Annotated in this window: 1 protein-coding gene; it reads left to right on the forward strand. The window is 76.3% G+C overall.

Annotated elements, in window-relative coordinates; translation table 11 throughout:
- Positions 1–292 precede the first annotated feature (292 nt).
- A complete protein-coding gene (locus ACZ6ZN_RS18760) occupies positions 293–18,898 on the forward strand; it encodes a non-ribosomal peptide synthetase (RefSeq protein WP_469647541.1) in 18,606 nt (6,201 codons plus the stop codon).
- Positions 18,899–18,904 lie beyond the last annotated feature (6 nt).

Genomic DNA, 18,904 nt, shown 5'->3' on the forward strand with positions numbered 1-18,904 from the left:
CGGCACCGTCCGGCCGCGCGCCGCACCGGCATCCTCCGCCTGCGCGCCGCCGCCCGGCGCCGGGCGACCCCGCGTCCCGCCGGCACCGCCCGGCCGCGTGCCGGACCGGACCGCACCGCACCGTTCGACGGCCGGACCGCACGGTCCGGCGGCGCGCGGTACCGGCACGGCCGACCACGCCCCGCACCCGCTCCGTACGCAAGGACCCCGCTCCGCTCCGGCGCGCCCCCGGGCCGCCCGCGAGCGGCGTGGTGTGCCCGCGCGCCGCCCCCGCCCGAAGGACTGCACCCCGATGACGGACCTGCACGCCCAGCGCCCCGCCACACCCGTCCCCCCGGGGGCCGGCACCCCGCCGCCCGCCCCGGTCGGCGACGCCACCCGGCACGTCCCGCTCGGTGAGCTCTTCACCGCGTGGGTGACGCGCGACCCGGACGCGCCCGCGGTCACCGACGGACGGCGCACCTGGTCGTACGGAGAACTCGCCCGGCGAGCCGGCCGGCTCGCCGCGCACCTGGCCGCAGGCGGCGCCGGACCGGAGCGGACGGTGGCGCTGGTCCTGCCGCGCTCGATCGAACTGATCGCCGCCGAGCTGGCGGTCACCCTCACCGGCGCGGCGTTCCTCCCGGTCGACCCCGGCTACCCGGCCGAACGACGGGCGCTGATGCTCGCCGACGCCGCGCCCGCCGTCGTCCTGGACGACCCGGCCCGGGTCCGCGCACTGCTGGACGGCGAGGGCGGGCGGACGGACCCGCCCCCGAGCCGGGTGCACCCCGACCACGCCGCGTACGTCATCTTCACCTCCGGCTCCACCGGCACACCCAAGGGCGTCACCGTCACCCACCGGGGCATCGCCGGGTTCGCCGCCGCGGCCGCCGAGCGCTACGCCGTCGGCCCGGGCGACCGCGTGCTGCAGTTCTCCTCGCCGAGCTTCGACGCCTCCGTACTGGAGCTGTTCATCTCCGTCCTGTCGGGGGCCGCGCTGGTCGTACCGCCGCACGGACCGTGGCTCGGCGACGAACTCGCCGCCGTCCTGGACGAGCACCGCATCACCCACGCCCTCATACCGCCGGCGGCCCTCGCCACCCTGCCCGACCCGGCGGACCTCGGCGGCCTGCCCTCCCTGCGCACCCTGATCGTCGGCGCCGAGGCGTGCCCGGCCGCACTCGTCGACCGGTGGGCCCCCGGCCGCCGCATGATCAACTCGTACGGGCCGACCGAGGCCACCATCGTCGCCACCTGGACCGGACCGCTGGCCGCCGGCACCGGGACACCCACCATCGGCGGCCCGCTGCCCGGCACCGAGGCACACGTCCTGGACGCGGCGCTGCACCCGGTACCGCCCGGCACCGAGGGCGAGCTGTACGTGGGCGGCGAGGGCCTGGCCCGCGGCTACCTCGGCCGGCCCGGGCTCACCGCCACGCGGTTCGTCGCTCACCCCTCCGGGCCGCCCGGCGCCCGCCTCTACCGCACCGGCGACCGGGTGCGCCGACGCGCCGACGGCGAGCTGGAGTTCCTCGGCCGCGCCGACCGGCAGGTCAAGGTGCGCGGCTTCCGCATCGAGCCCGGCGAGATCGAGGCCGCCCTGCTCCGCGACCCGCACGTCCGTGAGGCCGTCGTCGTGGTCCGCGACGAGGAACCCGCACGCGGCCGCCTCATCGGCTACGTCACTCCCGCCGACCCCGCTCACCGGCCCGAGCCGGCCCGGCTGCGCACCGCCCTCACCGCCGCCCTGCCCGCCCACATGGTGCCCTCGGCCGTCGTGGTGCTGGACGCGCTGCCGCTGACCCCGCAGCACAAGATCGACCTGAGGGCCCTGCCCGCCCCCGGCGGGGTGGCCGCCGAGCAGCACGTCGCACCCCGCACCGACACCGAGCGGACCCTGGCCGCGATCTGGGCCGACGTCCTCGGTGTCGACACCGTCGGCGTCACCGACGACTTCTTCGACCTGGGCGGCGACTCGATCCTCGCGGCCCGCACCCTGACCCGGGTCCGGGAGGCGTTCGGCACCCGGCTCTCCCTGCGCGACGTGTTCACCGCGCGGACCGTCGCCGCGCTCGCCCCGCTGACCGGCGAGCCGTCCACCGCGCCGCAGGAGCAGATCCCCGCCGTCGAGCGTTCGGGGCCCGTCCCGCTCTCCAGCGCCCAGCGCCGCCTGTGGTTCCTCGACGACCTCGCCGACGGCGGCACCGAGTACAACACCGGCGTCGCGCTGCGCCTGCACGGCCCCCTCGACACGGCCGCCCTGCAACGCGCCCTCCACCGGCTCGCCGCCCGCCACGAGTCCCTGCGCACCACCTTCGCCACCGTCGACGGGCAGGGCGTCCAACTCGTCGCCCCCGAGCCGGACCTGCCGCTGCGCACCGCCGACGCGGGCCAGGTGCCCGCCGACCGGCGCGACCAGGCCGTCGAACGCCTGCTCACCGAGGAACTGCGCCGCCCCCACGACCTGACGACCGGGCCCCTGACGCGGGCACTGCTCGTCCGCCGGGCGGCCGAGGACCACGTGCTGCTGCTGGCCCAGCACCACATCGTCACCGACGGCTGGTCGGTCGGGGTCCTGACCCGGGACCTGGCGGCGCTCTACCGCGCCGAGGCCGCGGGCGAACCCGACGGTCTGCCCCGGCAGGAGGTGCAGTACCCGGACTTCGCGCTGTGGGAGCGCGAGCGGCACAGCGCCGACGCCCACGCCGACGACCTCGCCTACTGGAAACGCCACCTCGCCGGACTCCAGCAACTCGACCTGCCCACCGACCGGCCGCGCCCCGCGGTGCGCACCACCGTTGGGGCGGCACACCGCCAGGACGTTCCGCGGTCCCTGGTGGACCGGCTGCGGCTGCTCGCGGCGGGCCGCGACACCACCGTCTTCACGGTGTTCGCCGCGGCGGCCGCCGTGCTGTTCGCCCGCTACTCCGGGCAGCGGGACGTGGCGTTCGGCACCGTCACCAACGGGCGGGACCGCCGCGAACTGGAGGACGTGACGGGCTTCTTCGCCAACACCGTCGTGCTGCGTGGCGAGGTCGACGACGCCGCCACGGTGGACCGGTTCGTGCAGACCATGCGCGCGACCGTGCTGGACGCGTTCGCCCACGACGGTGTGCCCTTCGACCGGGTGGTCGAGGAACTGGCCCCGCCGCGGGACCCCAGCCGCACCCCGCTGGTGCAGGCGCTGGTGGTGCAGCAGGCGGCCCCCGCCCGGCCGCCGGTCGCCGCCGGCGTACGGATCGACGACCATCCGCTGCCCCGCCCGGCAGCACGCTTCGACCTCGTGCTGGAGTTCGCGCCCCGCGCCGACGGCGGGCACGAGCTGACCGTCGAGTACAACACCGACCTCTTCGACGAGGCGACCGTGGCCCGGATGGGCCGGCAACTGCGGCACCTGCTCGAAGGCATGGCGGACGGCCCGCACCGGACGCTCGCCGAACTCCCGCTGCTGTCCGACGACGAGCGGCGCGTGCTCCTGGACTCCTGGAACCCGCCCGCCACGGCAGCGGACCGGGCCGACGGCGCCACCCTCCCCGCCCTGTTCGAGCAGCAGGTGGCCCGGACCCCCGACCGGACCGCGGTGACCTGCGGCACGACCCGGCTGGACTACGCCGGGCTGAACCGGCGTGCCAACCGTCTCGCCCGGCTGCTGGCGGCGCGGGGCGCGGGACCGGAGTCCCTGGTGGCGCTGTGCCTGCCGCGCACCGCCGACCTGCTGCCGGCGCTGTGGGCCGTCCTCAAGTCGGGCGCCGGCTACCTGCCCGTCGACCCCGCCTATCCGGCCGAGCGCATCCGCTTCATGCTGGCCGACGCGGCCCCCGCGCTCGTCCTGGCCACCCAGGAGACGGCGCACGCGCTCCCCGCGGACTGCGTGCCGCTGCTGCTGGAGGAGGTCGCACCCCTCGGCGCCGACGCCCCGGACCCGACCGGCGACCCCGCCGCAGCCGACCTGACCGACGCCGACCGGACGGCGCCGCTGCTCCCGTCCCACCCCGCGTACGTCATCTACACCTCCGGCTCCACCGGCCGGCCCAAGGGCGTGGTCGTCACCCACGGCAGCGTGGCCGCACTGGCCGCCTGGGCCGGGGACACGTTCGGGGCGCGCGGCTTCGCCCACGTCATCGCCTCCACCTCCCTCAACTTCGACGTGTCCGTCTTCGAGCTGCTGTGCCCCCTGCTGGCCGGCGGCGGTGTCGAGGTGATCGCCGACCTCACCGCGCTGGCCGACCTCACCGACGGCTCCCGGCCGCGCCGGGCCGGACTCCTCAGCGGCGTGCCCTCCGCGCTGTCCCGGGTGTTCGGCGGCGACGGCGCCCTGGAGGCGGACACCGTCGTCCTGGCCGGGGAGGCCCTGCCCGCCCGGACCGTCCGCGACATCAAGGACGCGATGCCCGCGGCGGAGGTGGCGAACATCTACGGCCCCACCGAGGCCACCGTCTACGCCACGGCCTGGTTCGCCGGCGGCACCGTCCCCGAGCAGGCCCCGCCCATCGGCCGTCCCATCGCCCGCACCCGCGCCTATGTGCTGGACCGTCTGCTGCGCCCCCAGCCGCCGGGCGTCACCGGTGAGCTCCACCTGGGCGGCGGCGGACTCGCACGCGGCTACCTGCACCGGCCCGGCCTGACCGCCGCCCGCTTCGTCGCCGACCCGTTCGGCGCCCCCGGGGACCGCATGTACCGCACGGGCGACCTGGTGCGCTGGAGCGCCGACGGCCGGCTGGAGTACCTCGGCCGCGTCGACCAGCAGGTCAAGGTGCGCGGCTTCCGCATCGAACTCGGCGAGATCGAGGAGGCCCTGCGCCGCTGCGCGGGTGTCACCGAGGCCGCTGCCACCGTCCGCGAGGGCGACGGTCACCGCCGCCTGGCCGGATACGTCGTCCCCGCCGCCGGTGCCACCGTGGAACCCGAGGCCGTACGCCGTGAACTGGGGCGCACCCTGCCCGACTACATGGTCCCCTCGGCCGTCGTGGTGCTGCCCGCCCTGCCGCTCAACCCCAACGGCAAACTGGACCGGAGCAGGCTCCCCGACCCGGCTCCCGCCGAACCTGCCGCCCGTCACGTCGCGCCCCGGACCCCCACCGAACGGACCCTGGCCGCCATCTGGGCCGGCGTCCTGCACGTGGAGCGCGTCGGAGCGGACGACAACTTCTTCGCGCTGGGCGGCGACTCCATCCTCAGCATCCAGGTCGTCGCCCAGGCTCGCCAAGCGGGCCTGACGATCAGCTCGCGCGACGTCTACCAGCACCAGACGCTCGCCGCCCTGGCCCGCCGCGCCGACGAGACGGGCAGCCGGCGCAGGCCCGCCCCGGCCGCCCCCGTCGAGGCCACCGGCACCGCGCCCCTGACCCCCATCCAGCACTGGCTGTTCGACAGCGCCGCCGAGCGGGCCGGGCACTTCGCCCAGACGCTGTCGCTGGACCTGCCCGCCGACGTCGACGAGGGCGCCCTCCAGGCCGCCCTGGACGACGTGGTCGCCCACCACGACGCGCTGCGGTCCCGGTTCCTCGCCGACGAGACGGGCGTACGGTGGCTGATCGACCGGCCGGCCGCGCGCTGCCGCCTGATCCGCCACACCGGCCCGGACACCGACACCCCGCACCTCGGCCCGTACGACCTGGACCACGGCCCGCTGCTGCGCGCCGTCCTGCACGACCGGGGCGACGGACGGCCGCCCGTCCTGCACCTGTCCGTGCACCACCTCGTCGTGGACGGCGTCTCCTGGCGCCTGCTCCTCGAAGACCTCGAACGCGCCTACCGCGCCCGCCGCGAGGGCCGGGACGGCGCGGCCGCGCTGCCCCGCAAGTCCTCCCCGCTGCGCCAGTGGGCCGAACGCCTCGCCGCGCACACCGCCGCCGGGGGCTTCGCCGCGGAGACGGCCTACTGGACCCGGGAGACCGAAGGCGCCCCGGCAGCCCTGCCCGCGGACCTGGAAGGCACCAACACCTACGCCTCCCAGCGCTCGGTGACGGTCCGGATCGGCCCCGAGGACACCGACCTGCTGCTGCGGACCCTGCCCGAGACCTACCGCACCCGGGCCAACGACGTCCTGCTCGCCGCGCTCGGCCGGGTGCTGTGCGGCTGGAGCGGCCACGAGCGGGTCCTGGTCGACGTCGAAGGGCACGGCCGCGAGGACCTGTTCGCCGACGTCGACACCAGCCGCACCGTCGGCTGGTTCACCACCCGCCACCCCGTCGCCCTGGCCGTCCCGCCCGAGGACGACTGGGACGGCGTGCTCAAGCAGGTCAAGGAACACCTGCGCGCCGTGCCCCGGCACGGCATCGGCCACGGCGCCCTGACCCTGCCCGGCCGCGACGACGCACCGCTCCCGGCGACCAACGCGCAGATCAGCTTCAACTACCTCGGCCGGTTCGGCCTGTCCGGGACCTCCGAGGGGGGCCTGTTCCGCGGGCTGGCCCGCCCGCTGGAGCTGGACGCCGATCCCGCCTCGACGCGCCCGCACCCCCTGGAGGTGGTGGGCCGGCTCGACGGCGACAGCCTGGAGTTCACCTGGTTCTACTCCGACCGGCTGCACCGCCCGGAGACCGTCGCGGACCTCGCGGAACGCTACGCCGACGCACTGGCCGGCCTCGCCCGGCACGCGGCCCGGCCCGGCGCCGCCGGACGCACCCCCTCGGACTTCCCGCTGGCCCGGCTCGACCAGCCCCACGTCGACCGGATCGCGGGGGAGGACCCGTCGGGCCTGGAGGACGTCCACCCGCTCACGCCCACCCAGGCCGGCATGCTCTTCCACCGGCTCTCCCAGGCCGACCGCGGCGTGTACTTCCAGCAGTTGACCTTCGTCCTCGACGGCGTGCCCGACCCGGCGGTGCTGGCCGACGCCTGGCAGCGGGTCACCGACCGCACCCCGGTGCTGCGCGCACGGGTGGTGTGGGAGGACGTGCCCGAGCCGCTGCTCGCGGTGCAGCGCCGGGCCGCCGTACCGGTGGAGTCCGCCGACTGGCGCGGCCTGACCTCCACCGAGCAGGACGAGCAGTTGCGCGACCTCCTCGACCGCGACCGCGCCCGGGGCGTCGATCTGACCCGCGCCCCGCTCCAGCGCCTGGTCCTGGCCAGGGTCTCCGACACCGCGGTGCGCGTCGTGTGGTCCTTCGACCACCTCATCCTGGACGGTTGGAGCCTGTTCCAGGTGCTGTCCGACGTGTTCGCCTGCCACGCGGGCCTGTCCGGCACCGCACCGTCGACGCTGCCCGAGCGCCGCCCGTTCCGCGACTACGTCGCCTGGCTGCGTGAGCACACCGACGGCACCGAGGGCGAACGGCACTGGCGGGCCCGCCTGGGCGGCCTGACCGAGACCACCGCGCTGCCCTTCGACCGCGAGCCCCGCGAGAACCACCGCGCCGAGTCCACGGCGGCGGTGCGCGTCACCCTGCCCGAGCCCGTCACCAAGTCCCTGCTCGACGTGGCGAGGACGGCGGGCCTGACGGTCAACACCCTCGTCCAGGGCGCCTGGGCGGTGCTGATGAGCCGTCAGGCGGGCCGCGACGAGGTGGTGTTCGGCTCCACCGTCTCCGGGCGGCCACCCGAGCTGCCCGGATCCGACGCCATCACCGGCCTGTTCATCGCCACTCTGCCCACCCGGGTGCGCGTGCCGCGCGACGAGCCGCTGCTCACCTGGCTGGCCCGGCTCCAGCAGGAGCAGAGCGAGGACCGGCGCCACGACCACGTGCCGCTGCACCGGATGACGGCGTACACCGACCTGCCCGAGCGGGCCGCCCTCTTCGACAGCATCGTCGTGTTCGAGAACTACCCGGTCGACGACGACCTCGCCGCCGCACACGGCCTCCGGCTGAGCGGCCTGGAGGGCATCGAGACCACCAACTACCCGCTCAGCCTGGTCGCCTACCCCGGCGCGGAGCTCGCCCTGCGCCTCGGCTACGACCCGGACCTGTTCGACGCCGCCACCGTCGAGCGGATGGCCGAGTACCTCACCGTCCTGCTGGAGGGCTTCGCCACCACCCCGCGGTCCACCCCCGCCCGGCTGTCCCTGCTGACGGCCGCCCGCCGCGAGCAGGTGCTGCACACCTGGAACGACACGGCCACCGACGCGCCCGTCACCACCACCGCGGACCTGTTCGCCGCCCAGGTGGAACGCACCCCGGACGCCGTGGCCCTGCTGGCCGGCGACGAGCGGCTGACCTACCGCGACCTCGACGCCCGGGCGCGTGCCCTGGCCGGCCGGCTGGCCGCGCTCGGGGTGCGCCCCGAGGTCGCCGTCGGCGTGCTCATGGACCGCTCGGCCGCCCTCGTCGTCGCCCAGCTCGCCCTGGCCCGCCTCGGCGGCGTGTACGTCCCGCTCGACGGCCGGGCCCCCACCGACCGGCTGCGCACCATGCTCACCGAGGCCGGCGCCGAGCTGCTCCTCACGGACGCCGAGTGGCACACGACGGCCGCGGACCTCCTCCCCGAAGGACACGTCCTGCGCCCGGACCTGGACACCGACGGGCCCACCGCGGACCTCGCCACCGTGCCGCGCGTGCACCCGGACCACGTCCAGTACCTCATGTTCACCTCCGGCTCCACCGGCAACCCCAAGGGCGTGGCCGTACGGCAGCGGGACGTCGCCGCGCTCGCCCTCGACCGTGCCTTCGCGAGCCACGACCGCGTCCTCGTGCACTCCCCGCACGCCTTCGACGCGTCCACCTACGAGCTGTGGGTGCCGCTGCTGCGCGGCGGCACGGCCGTCCTCGCCCCGCCCGGGGAGCTGGACGCCGCCGCCGTACGCCACGCCATCACCGAACAGGGCGTCAGCTGCGTGTTCCTGACGATCGGTCTGTTCCGCCTGTTCGCCCAGGAGGACCCCGCCTGCCTGCGTGGCGCCCGCGAGGTGTGGACCGGCGGCGAGGCCGTGCCCGGCGCCGCCGTGCGACGCGTGCTGGACGCCTGCCCCGACCTCACCGTCGTCGACGTCTACGGCCCCACCGAGACCACCACCTTCGCCACCCGCCGGCCCTTCCGCGCCGGTGACACCCTGCCCGCGGCGCTGCCCATCGGCCGCCCCCTGGACGACACCCGCGCCTACGTCCTGGACGGCGCCATCCAACCGCAACCACCGGGTGTGCCGGGTGAGTTGTACCTCGCGGGCGCCGGACTGGCCCGCGGCTACATCGGCCGCCCCGGCGCCACCGCCGCCCGCTACCTGCCCGACCCCTTCGGACCGCCCGGCGGCCGGATGTACCGCACCGGCGACATCGTGCGCTGGAGCGCCGACGGCGACCTGCACTTCGTGGGCCGCGCCGACGACCAGATCAAGATCCGCGGCTTCCGCGTCGAGCCCGCCGAGATCGAGGCCCGGCTCACCGCCCACCCCGCGATCGCCGAGGCGGTGGTGTCGGTGTCCCGGCACGAGGGACGCAAGCGCCTGGTCGCCCACCTGGTGCCGGCCCCCGGCGCCGCCGTGCCGCAGACGGCCGAGCTGCGCGCCCACGTGGCCGCCGAGCTGCCCGACTACATGGTCCCGGCCGCGTTCGTCCCGCTCGCCGAACTGCCCCTGACCACCAACGGCAAGGTCGACCGGCGCCGGCTGCCCGCCCCCGAGTGGTCGGCGGCCGCCGACACCGCCTACCGCGCACCGCGCACCGAGGCCGAGCAGGTGCTCGCCGGCATCTGGGCCGAGCTGCTGGGTGTCGAACGCGTCGGCCTCGACGACCACTTCTTCATGCTGGGCGGCGACTCGATCGTCAGCATCCAGGTCGTCTCCCGGGCCCGCACCGCCGGGCTCGCGCTGACCCCGAGGGACCTGTTCCGCCACCCCACGCTCGCCGACCTGGCCGCCGCCTCGACCGGCGCCGCCGCGACCGTCGCGGGCACCGGCACGGTCACGGGCGAGGTGCCCCTCACCCCGATCCAGCACTGGTTCCTCGGCGCCGAACCGCCGCGTCCGGAGTACTTCAACCAGTCGGTGGTCGTCGAGACCGGCGAGAACGTCGACCCCGCCGCCCTGCACACCGCCCTCGCCGCGCTGTGGACCCACCACGACGCCCTGCGCGCCCGCTTCACCCGCACCGCCGACGGCACCTGGCACCAGGAGTACGCCCCCGCGGACGCCGACGTACCGGAGCTGCTGCGCACGCACGACCTGAGCGGCCAGGAGACCGACGCCGCCGCAACCGCCGAGGCCCGCCTCACCCACGAGGCGCACACCGGCTTCCGCCTGGACACCGGGCCGCTGCTCGCCGCCCGCCTCTTCACCGGCGGCGGCCGGCCCCCGCGCCTGCTGCTGACGGCCCACCACCTGATCGTCGACGGCGTCTCCTGGCGCGTCCTGCTGGAGGACCTGGAGACCGCCTACCGGCAGGCCAGGAGCGGCGAGCCGGTCCGGCTGCCGCAGCGCACCACGTCCGTGCTGGAATGGGTGCGGCGCCTCACCGCCCGCACCGGCGACGCGGACCTCGCCGCGCAGCGCGCCCACTGGGCCGAGGTCTCCCGGCACTGTGCGACACCTCTGCCGGTCGACCTCGACGGCGGCAACACCGCCGCCGACCTGCGCGCCGTGACCGTACGCCTGGACCGGCGGCGCACCGAGGACCTCCTGCGCAAGGTCCCCGGCGTGTACCGCACCCGCGTCGACGACGTCCTGCTGACCGCCCTCGGCCGCGTCCTGGCCGACTGGACCGGCCGGAGCACCGTCGCCGTGGGGCTGGAGGGGCACGGCCGCGAGGACCAGCACTTCGACGACCTCGACCTGTCCCGCACCGTCGGCTGGTTCACCAGCCTCTTCCCGGTCGCCCTCGACCTGCCCGACGGCGACTGGGGCGCTGCGCTGAAGTCCGTGAAGGAACAGCTGCGGGCCGTGCCCGACCGCGGGATCGGCTACGGCGCCCTGCGCCACCTCGCGGGCGACGGACACCTCGTCGGGGCACCGCTGCCCGGCATCAGCTTCAACTACCTCGGCCGGTTCGACTGGTCCACCGCCGACGCCGAGCTGGTCCGGGCCGTGCCCGGCGGCCTGGACGGCGCGGAGGACCCCGGGGCGCCCCGTCCGCACCTGCTGGACGTGGTGGCCCGCGTCGAGGACGACGAGCTGGAGATCAGCTGGCACTACAGCGGCGGCCGCCACCGTGAGGAGACCGTCGCCTCCCTCGCCGAGGGCATGCTGCGGTCCCTGGAGGAGATCGTCGCGCACTGCGCCGCCCCGCAGGCCGGTGGCCGCACGCCCTCGGACTTCCCGCTGGCCCGGCTCGACCAGGCCGCCGTGGACCGGGTCGTGGGCGACGGCCGCGGCGTCGAGGACGTGTACCCGCTGACCCCGATGCAGGCGGGCATGCTGTTCCACAGCCTGATGGACCCGCAGGGCCGCACCTACGTCAACCAGGTGCAGGTCGTCCTGCACGGCGTCACCGACCCGCACGCCCTCGCCGCGGCCTGGCAGGAGACGGCGGACGCCAACGCGATCCTGCGCACCCGCCTGGTGTGGCAGGAGACGGCCGAACCCCTCCAGGTGGTGGAGAAGCGGGCCGCCGTGCCCGTCACCCACCACGACTGGACCGGCTGGGGCGCCGAGCGCCGCGCACGCGAGACGGACGCGCTGCTCGCCGCGGACCGCGAGGCGGGCATCGACCTCGGCGCGGCCCCGCTGATGCGGCTCGCCCTGATCCGGCTGGCATCGGACCGGGTGCGCATGGTGTGGACGTTCCACCATGTGCTGCTCGACGGGTGGAGCGCGGCCCAGGTGTTCGACGAGGTGTGCGAGCGGTACGCGGCCCGGACCGGTGGCCGCCGCCCGCAGGTGCCCGACCGGGCCCCCTTCGCCCGCTACCTGGAGTGGCTGGCCGGCCAGGACACCGCCCGCGCGGAGCGGCACTGGCGCGACACCCTCGCCGGATTCGCCGTGCCCACCGAGCTGCCCCGAGACCGGCGGGGCGCCGACACCCACGGCGCGTCCTCGTCGGGCACCGTGCGGGTCGCCCTCGGCAAGGAGGTGTCGGCCCGGCTCAGGGACACCGCCCAGCGGGCCGGCCTGACCGTCAACACCGTGCTCCAGGGCGCCTGGGGCCTGCTGTTGCACCACTACGGCGGCGGCGACGACGTCGTCTTCGGCACGACCGTGTCCGGCCGCCCGGCCGAACTGCCCGGCGTCACCTCGATGGTGGGCCTGTTCATCAACACCCTGCCCACCCGGCTGCGCGTCGACCGGCGCCGCCCGGTGCTGGACTGGCTGCGCGACCTGCAGGCCGCCCAGTCCGAGTCGCGCCGCCACGACTTCGTGTCCCTCGCCCAGCTCCAGTCTTGGAGCGAAGTACCCGGCGGCACCGGCCTGTTCGACAGCATCGTCGTCTTCGAGAACTACCCGTTCGACGCGGGCGCCCTGGCCCGGCACGGACTCGCCGTCGAGCAGGAACGCGACGTCGAGCCGACCAGCTACGCGCTCAGCGTGGTCGTCGCCCCCGGCGACGACGTCACCGTGAGCCTCGACTACGACCCGGCCGCCTTCGACGCGGCCACCGTCGAGGGGATCGGCGCGAGCCTGCGCACGCTCCTGACCCAGTTCGCCGCCGACCCCGACCGCAGCCTGGCCGACCTGGCCCCGCTCGAACCGGCCGACGGGCGCCGCCTGCTGGACCGTCTCGCCGGGCCGGGGGCGCGGCTGCCGCGGCGCACCCTCCCGGACGCGTTCGCGGCCCAGGTGGCCCGCACCCCCGACGCGCCCGCCGTCCTGCACGGCGCCGAGGAGTTGACGTACCGTCAACTCGACGAGCGCGCCAACCGGCTCGCGCGCCTGCTGATCGAGGCCGGCGCCGGACCGGAGCGGTTCGTCGCCCTGGCCCTGCCCCGCACCGGCGACCTGATCGTGGCGCTCCTCGCGGTCCTCAAGAGCGGCGCCGCCTACCTGCCCGTCGACCCCGGCTACCCGGCGGAGCGCATCGCGTTCCTCTTCGAGGACGTCCGCCCCGACGCGGTGATCACCTGCGCGGAGACCTCGTCGCGGCTGCCGGAGGGCCCGTACACGCGGATCGCCCTGGACGATCCGGACGCGGCCGCCCGGCTGGCCGCCGCGTCCGCCGCGCCCGTCGGCGACGGCGAGCGGCGCGGCCGGCTCCTGCCCGACCACCCGGCCTATGTCATCCACACCTCCGGCTCCACCGGCCGGCCCAAGGGCGTCGTCGTCCCGCACGCGTCCGTGGTGGCGCTGACCGACTGGGCCGCCGCCGAGTTCACCGGCCGCGGGCTCGCCCACGTCGTGGCGTCCACCTCGCTCAACTTCGACGTGTCGGTGTTCGAGATCTTCTCGCCGCTGCTGGCGGGCGGCCGGGTGGAGGTCGTCCGCGACCTGCTGGCCCTCGCCGAACGCTCCGAGCCGTGGCGGGCGGGGCTGCTCAGCGCCGTGCCGTCCGCCCTCGGCCGGCTGCTGGCCGAGGACACCGTGCACGTCGGCGCCGACACCGTCGTCCTGGCCGGCGAGGCGCTGCCCGCCCGCGCCGTCCAGCAGGTGCGGGCGGCGGTGCCCGGCTGCCGGGTGATGAACATCTACGGCCCCACCGAGGCCACCGTCTACGCCACCGCCTTCACCTGCGACCCGGTCGACCCCGACCGCGTCCCGCCCATCGGCCGCCCCGTCGGCGGCGCCCGCGCCTACGTCCTCGACGCCCGCATGCGGCCCGTGCCCGTCGGGGCGCCCGGCGAGCTGTACCTCGCCGGGACCGGCGTGGCCCGCGGCTACCTCAACCGGCCCGGCCTGACCGCCGGCCGCTTCCTCGCCGACCCCTTCGGCCCGCCCGGCAGCCGCATGTACCGCACCGGGGACCTGGTCCGCTGGAGTGCCGACGGCGATCTGCTGTACCTGGGCCGCACCGACGACCAGGTGAAGGTGCGCGGCTTCCGCATCGAACTCGGCGAGGTCGAGGCCGCGTTGGCCCGGCACCCGCAGGTCGCCGCGGCCGCCGCCCGCGTCGTCGAGCACGACGGCCACAAGCGCCTCGTCGGCTACGCCGTGCCCCGCGACGCCGACCTGCCCGCCCCGGCCGAGCTGCGGGAGTTCCTCGCCCGCACCCTGCCCGACCACCTGGTCCCGGCCACCGTGGTGCCCCTGGAACGGCTGCCGCTGGGCGCCACCGGCAAGCTGGACCGGCGCGCCCTGCCGGAGCCGGTGTGGTCCGCGGCCGTCACCGCGCAGGACACCCGGCCGCCGAGCACCGCCACCGAGAAGACCCTCGCAGCGATCTGGGCACAGGTGCTCGGCGTACCCGACGTGGGCGCCACGGACAACTACTTCGCGCTCGGCGGGGACTCCATCCTGGGCATCCAGATCGTCTCCGCGGCCCGCCGGGCGGGCTTGAGCCTGACACCCCGTCACCTCTTCGCGCACCAGACGGTGGCCGAACTGGCCGCCGCGGTCGACACCGCACCGGCCGACCCCGCCACCGCCCCGGCCGACCAGGGCCCGGTCGTCGGCGACGTCCCCCTCACCCCCGTGCAGCACTGGCTGTTCGACGTCCTCACCGGCGACCCGGCGCACTTCACCCAGGCCGTCTCCTTCGAGGTGGCGCCCGACACCGACGAGGCGCTGCTGCGCGGCGCCCTCGCCGCCGTCCTGGAGCAGCACGACGCGCTGCGCATGCGCTACGAGCCCTCGGGCGACGGCCGGTGGCGGCAGGTGGGCACCCCGCCCGGCGCCGCACCGCACCTGGAGGTGCACCGCGGCCCGGAGGAACCGGCCGACGTGGCCGCCCGGTTGTGCTCCGCGTTCGACCTGGCGGGCGGACCGCTGCTGAAGGCCGCCCTGTGCCACCGGGACGGGGACCGGCCGCCCGTGCTGCTGCTGGCCGCCCACCACCTGGTCGTCGACGCGGTGTCCTGGCGGGTGATCCTCGAAGACCTGGAGGCCGCCCACCGGGCGCTGCGCGCCGGGGGCACCCCCGACCTGGGTGCGAAGACGACCTCCTTCCGCGACTGGGCCCGGCGCCTGGCCGCGCACACCGCCGATGGCGGCTTCGACGACGAGGTCGCCCACTGGAGCGCCCTGCACCCCACCGGCCTGCCGGCCGACCTCCCCGGCGGCAACACCGCCGCCGACGAGGAGACCGTCACCGTCGGCCTCGGCGCCGAGGAGACCCGGCGCCTGCTGACGGAGGTCCCCGAGGCCTATCGCACCCGCGTCAACGACGTCCTGCTGTGCGCGCTGGGCCGGGTCCTCGCCCGCTGGACCGAGCAGGACCGGGTGGTGGTCGCCCTGGAGGGCCACGGCCGCGAGGACCTCTTCGATGGCGTCGACCTCTCCCGCACCGTCGGCTGGTTCACCACCATGTACCCCGTCGGCCTCGACGTGCCCCGCGGCGCCGACCTCGGCACCGCGCTCAAGACCGTCAAGGAGAACCTGCGGGCCGTACCGCGCGGGGGAGTGGGCTACGGCGCGCTGCGGCACCTGCACCCCGCCGGACCGCAGCTCCCCGCCCTGCCGCAGGTGGGCTTCAACTACCTCGGCCAGCAGGACCGGAGCGTGAGCGGCGACGGCCTGCTGCGGGAGCCCCACGAGGGCCTGACCGGCGGCATGGACCGCTCGGCGGAGCGGCCGCACCTCCTCGACGTGCTCGGCCGGGTCACCGACCGGTGCCTGGAGTTCACCTGGTCGTACTCCCGCGCGGTGCACCAGCGCGAAACCGTCGCCCGGCTCGCCGAGGAGACGGCGGAGGAGCTGCGGCGGATCGTCGCGCACTGCGCCGGGCCCGGCGCGGGCGGCCGCACCCCGTCCGACTTCCCGCTGGCCGCCCTGGACCAGGCCGCCGTGGACCGGCTCGTCGGCGACGGCCGGGACGTGACGGACGTCTACCCGCTCACCCCCACCCAGACCGGCATGGTCGTGCACGGCATGGACGAGCCCGGCGAGGGCCTCTACGTCGAGCAGATCACCTTCGTCGCCGACGGGGTGCGCGACCCCGCGCTGCTCGCGGACGCCTGGCAGCACGTCGTGGACGCCACGCCCGTCCTGCGCACCGCCGTCGCCCTGACCGGGGTCCCGGTGCCGCTGCAGACCGTGCACCGCCACGTGCCGCTGCCCGTCGCCCGGCTCGACTGGAGCGGCCTCGGCCCGGCGGAGCAGGAAAGCGCCCTGCGGCACCTGCTCGACGAGGACCGGGCCCGCGGCATCGACCTGGGCCGTCCCCCGCTGCTGCGCGTCACCCTGATCCGGCTCGGCCCGGACGAGGTGCGCGTGGTGTGGACCTTCCACCACGTCCTGCTGGACGGCTGGAGCGTCTTCCACGTGCTGTCGGACGTCCTGGAGGCGCACGCCGCGCTCGCCGCCGGGAACCGGCCCCGCCTCCCGGGACGGCGGCCCTTCGCGGACTACGCCGCCTGGCTGGCCGGCCGGGACGGCGCCGCCGCCGAGGACCACTGGAAGGCCGCCCTCGCCGGGTACGCGGCGCCCACCCCGCTGCCGTACGACCGCAGGCCCGCCCCGGGCGCCGCCGCCCGGTCGGGCACCTGGCTGTCGCAGCGGCTCGACGCGGCCGGCACCGCCCGGCTGACCGACTTCGCCCGCCGCCACCGGCTCACCCTCAACACCCTGGTCCAGGGCGCCTGGGCGCTGCTGCTGGCGCGCTCCGGCGGCGGGCGGGACGTGTGCTTCGGCACCACGGTCTCCGGGCGGCCCGCCGACCTGCCGGGCGCGGACACCATCACCGGCCTGTTCATCACCACCCTGCCCGCGCGGGTCACCGTGGACGAGTCCACGCCGTGCCCCGCCTGGCTGCGGGAGGTGCAGGCCGCCCGCGCCGAGGACCGACGCTTCGACCACGTGCCGCTGACCGACCTCCACCAGTGGAGCGAACTGCCCGCCGGCACAGCACTGTTCGACAGCCTGCTGGTGTTCGAGAACTACCCGGTCGGCGACGCCACCGCCGGCGCGCACGGCGTGCACGTGCACGGACTGGACGCCCGCGAGGCGACCAACTACCCCCTCACCGTGGTGATCTCGCCCGGCGACGAGCTGACCGTGGAACTCGGCTACGACCCGCGGTACTTCGACGAGGCCACCGCCGACGCCCTGGCCGCCCGGCTCATGCACACCCTGACCGCGCTGGCCGCCTCCGGGGACGAGGCGCCGCTGGGGGCGGTCGACGTGCTGCCGCCCGCCGAACGCCACCGGCTGCTGCACGGGCCCGCCCGCCCGCAGCAGGCGCCGCCGCCCCCGGCGACGCTGCCCGCGCTGATCGAGGCCGCCGTCGACCGGTGGCCCGGCGAACCCGCCCTGGACGCCGGGGAGTCCACGCTCACCTTCGCGCAGGCGGAGGCCCGCGCCAACCGGCTGGCGCACCGGCTGATCGCCCGCGGGGCGGGTCCCGGCGACATCGTCGCGCTGGTCCTGCCGCGCTCGGCGGACATGGTCCTCGCCCAGCTCGCCGTGGCCAAGGCGGGCGCCGCGTTCCTCCCGGTGGACCCCGGCTACCCGGCCGAGCGCGTGGAGTTGATGCTGCGCGACGCGCGGCCCGCCGTCACCCTGACCGCCGAGGAGGTCGCCGGCCTGCTCGCGGCGCCGCCCGAGGGCACGCCGGACCACCGGCCCGCCGACCGCGACCGCGTCCGCCCGCTGCACCTCGACGACCCGGCATACGTCATCTACACCTCCGGCTCCACCGGCACCCCCAAGGGCGTCGTCGTCACCCACCGGGGGCTGGCCGCGTTCGCCGCCGCCGAGGCCGCGCACTACCAGATCGGCGCCGGGGACCGCGTCCTGGCCTTCGCCACGCCCAGCTTCGACGCCTCCGTGCTGGAGCTGTGCATGTCCCTGCCGCACGGCGCGGCCCTCGTCGTACCGCAGCAGGGCCCGCTGCTCGGCGGCGAACTGGCCGGAGTGCTGCGGGACGGGCGCATCACGCACACCCTGCTGCCGCCCGCCGCGCTCGCCACCCTCCCGCCGGACACCCCCGGCACCCTGCCCGACCTGCACACCCTGATCGTCGGCGCGGACGCCTGCCGGGCCGAACTGGTCGCCCGCTGGGCACCGCACCACCGCATGGTCAACTCCTACGGGCCCACCGAGGCCACCGTCGTCGCCACCTGGTCCGACGCGCTGGCACCGGACGGCGAGGCGCCCCCCATCGGCCGCGCGCTGCCCGCCACCACCGCCTACGTCCTCGACGCCCGGCTGCGCCCGGTCCCGGACGGCGTGCCCGGTGAACTGTGGCTCGCGGGACCGGTCCTGGCCCGCGGCTACCTGCACCGCCCCGGTCTGACGGCGACCCGCTTCACCGCTGACCCGTTCGGACCGCCCGGCACCCGCATGTACCGCACCGGCGACCTGGTCCGCCGCGACGCCCGTGGCGAACTGCACTACCTGGGCCGCACCGACCACCAGCTCAAGTTGCGCGGCCACCGCATCGAGGCGGGCGAGGTGGAGGCGACCCTGGTGCGCCACCCGGCGGTCCTGGACGCGGTGGTGAGCGTGCGGGAGGACGAGCCCGGGCTGCCGCGCCTGGTGGCCCACGTGCTCGTCGCCCCCGGCGCCGAACCGCCCGCCGGCGCCGAACTGCGGGCCCTCGCCGCGCGCACCCTGCCCGGGCCCATGGTGCCCTCGGCGTTCGTGGCGATGGACCGCTTCCCGCTGACGGAGAACGGCAAGACCGACCGGGCCGCGCTGCCCGCCCCCGCCCCGGAGACCCGGGAGGCGGACGCCGGCCACGTGGTGCCCCGCACGCCCACCGAGGAGGCCGTCGCCGCCCTGTGGGAGGAGGCCCTGGAGACCACCGTGGGCGCCGAGGACGACTTCTTCGACCTCGGCGGCGACTCCCTGCGGGCCCTGCTCATCGCCTCCCGCGCCAACGACACCTTCGGCGTGACCCTCACGCCCCGCGACGTCCTGGTCCACCGCACCGTGGCCGCCCTGGCGGACCTGGTGGAGGAACAGGTGCTGAGCGAACTCGAAGACGCCGCACGCGGCGACAGCGACCACGATGAACGGTGAGGACCG

The sequence above is a fragment of the Streptomyces sp. NPDC053665 genome, from assembly GCF_055585285.1.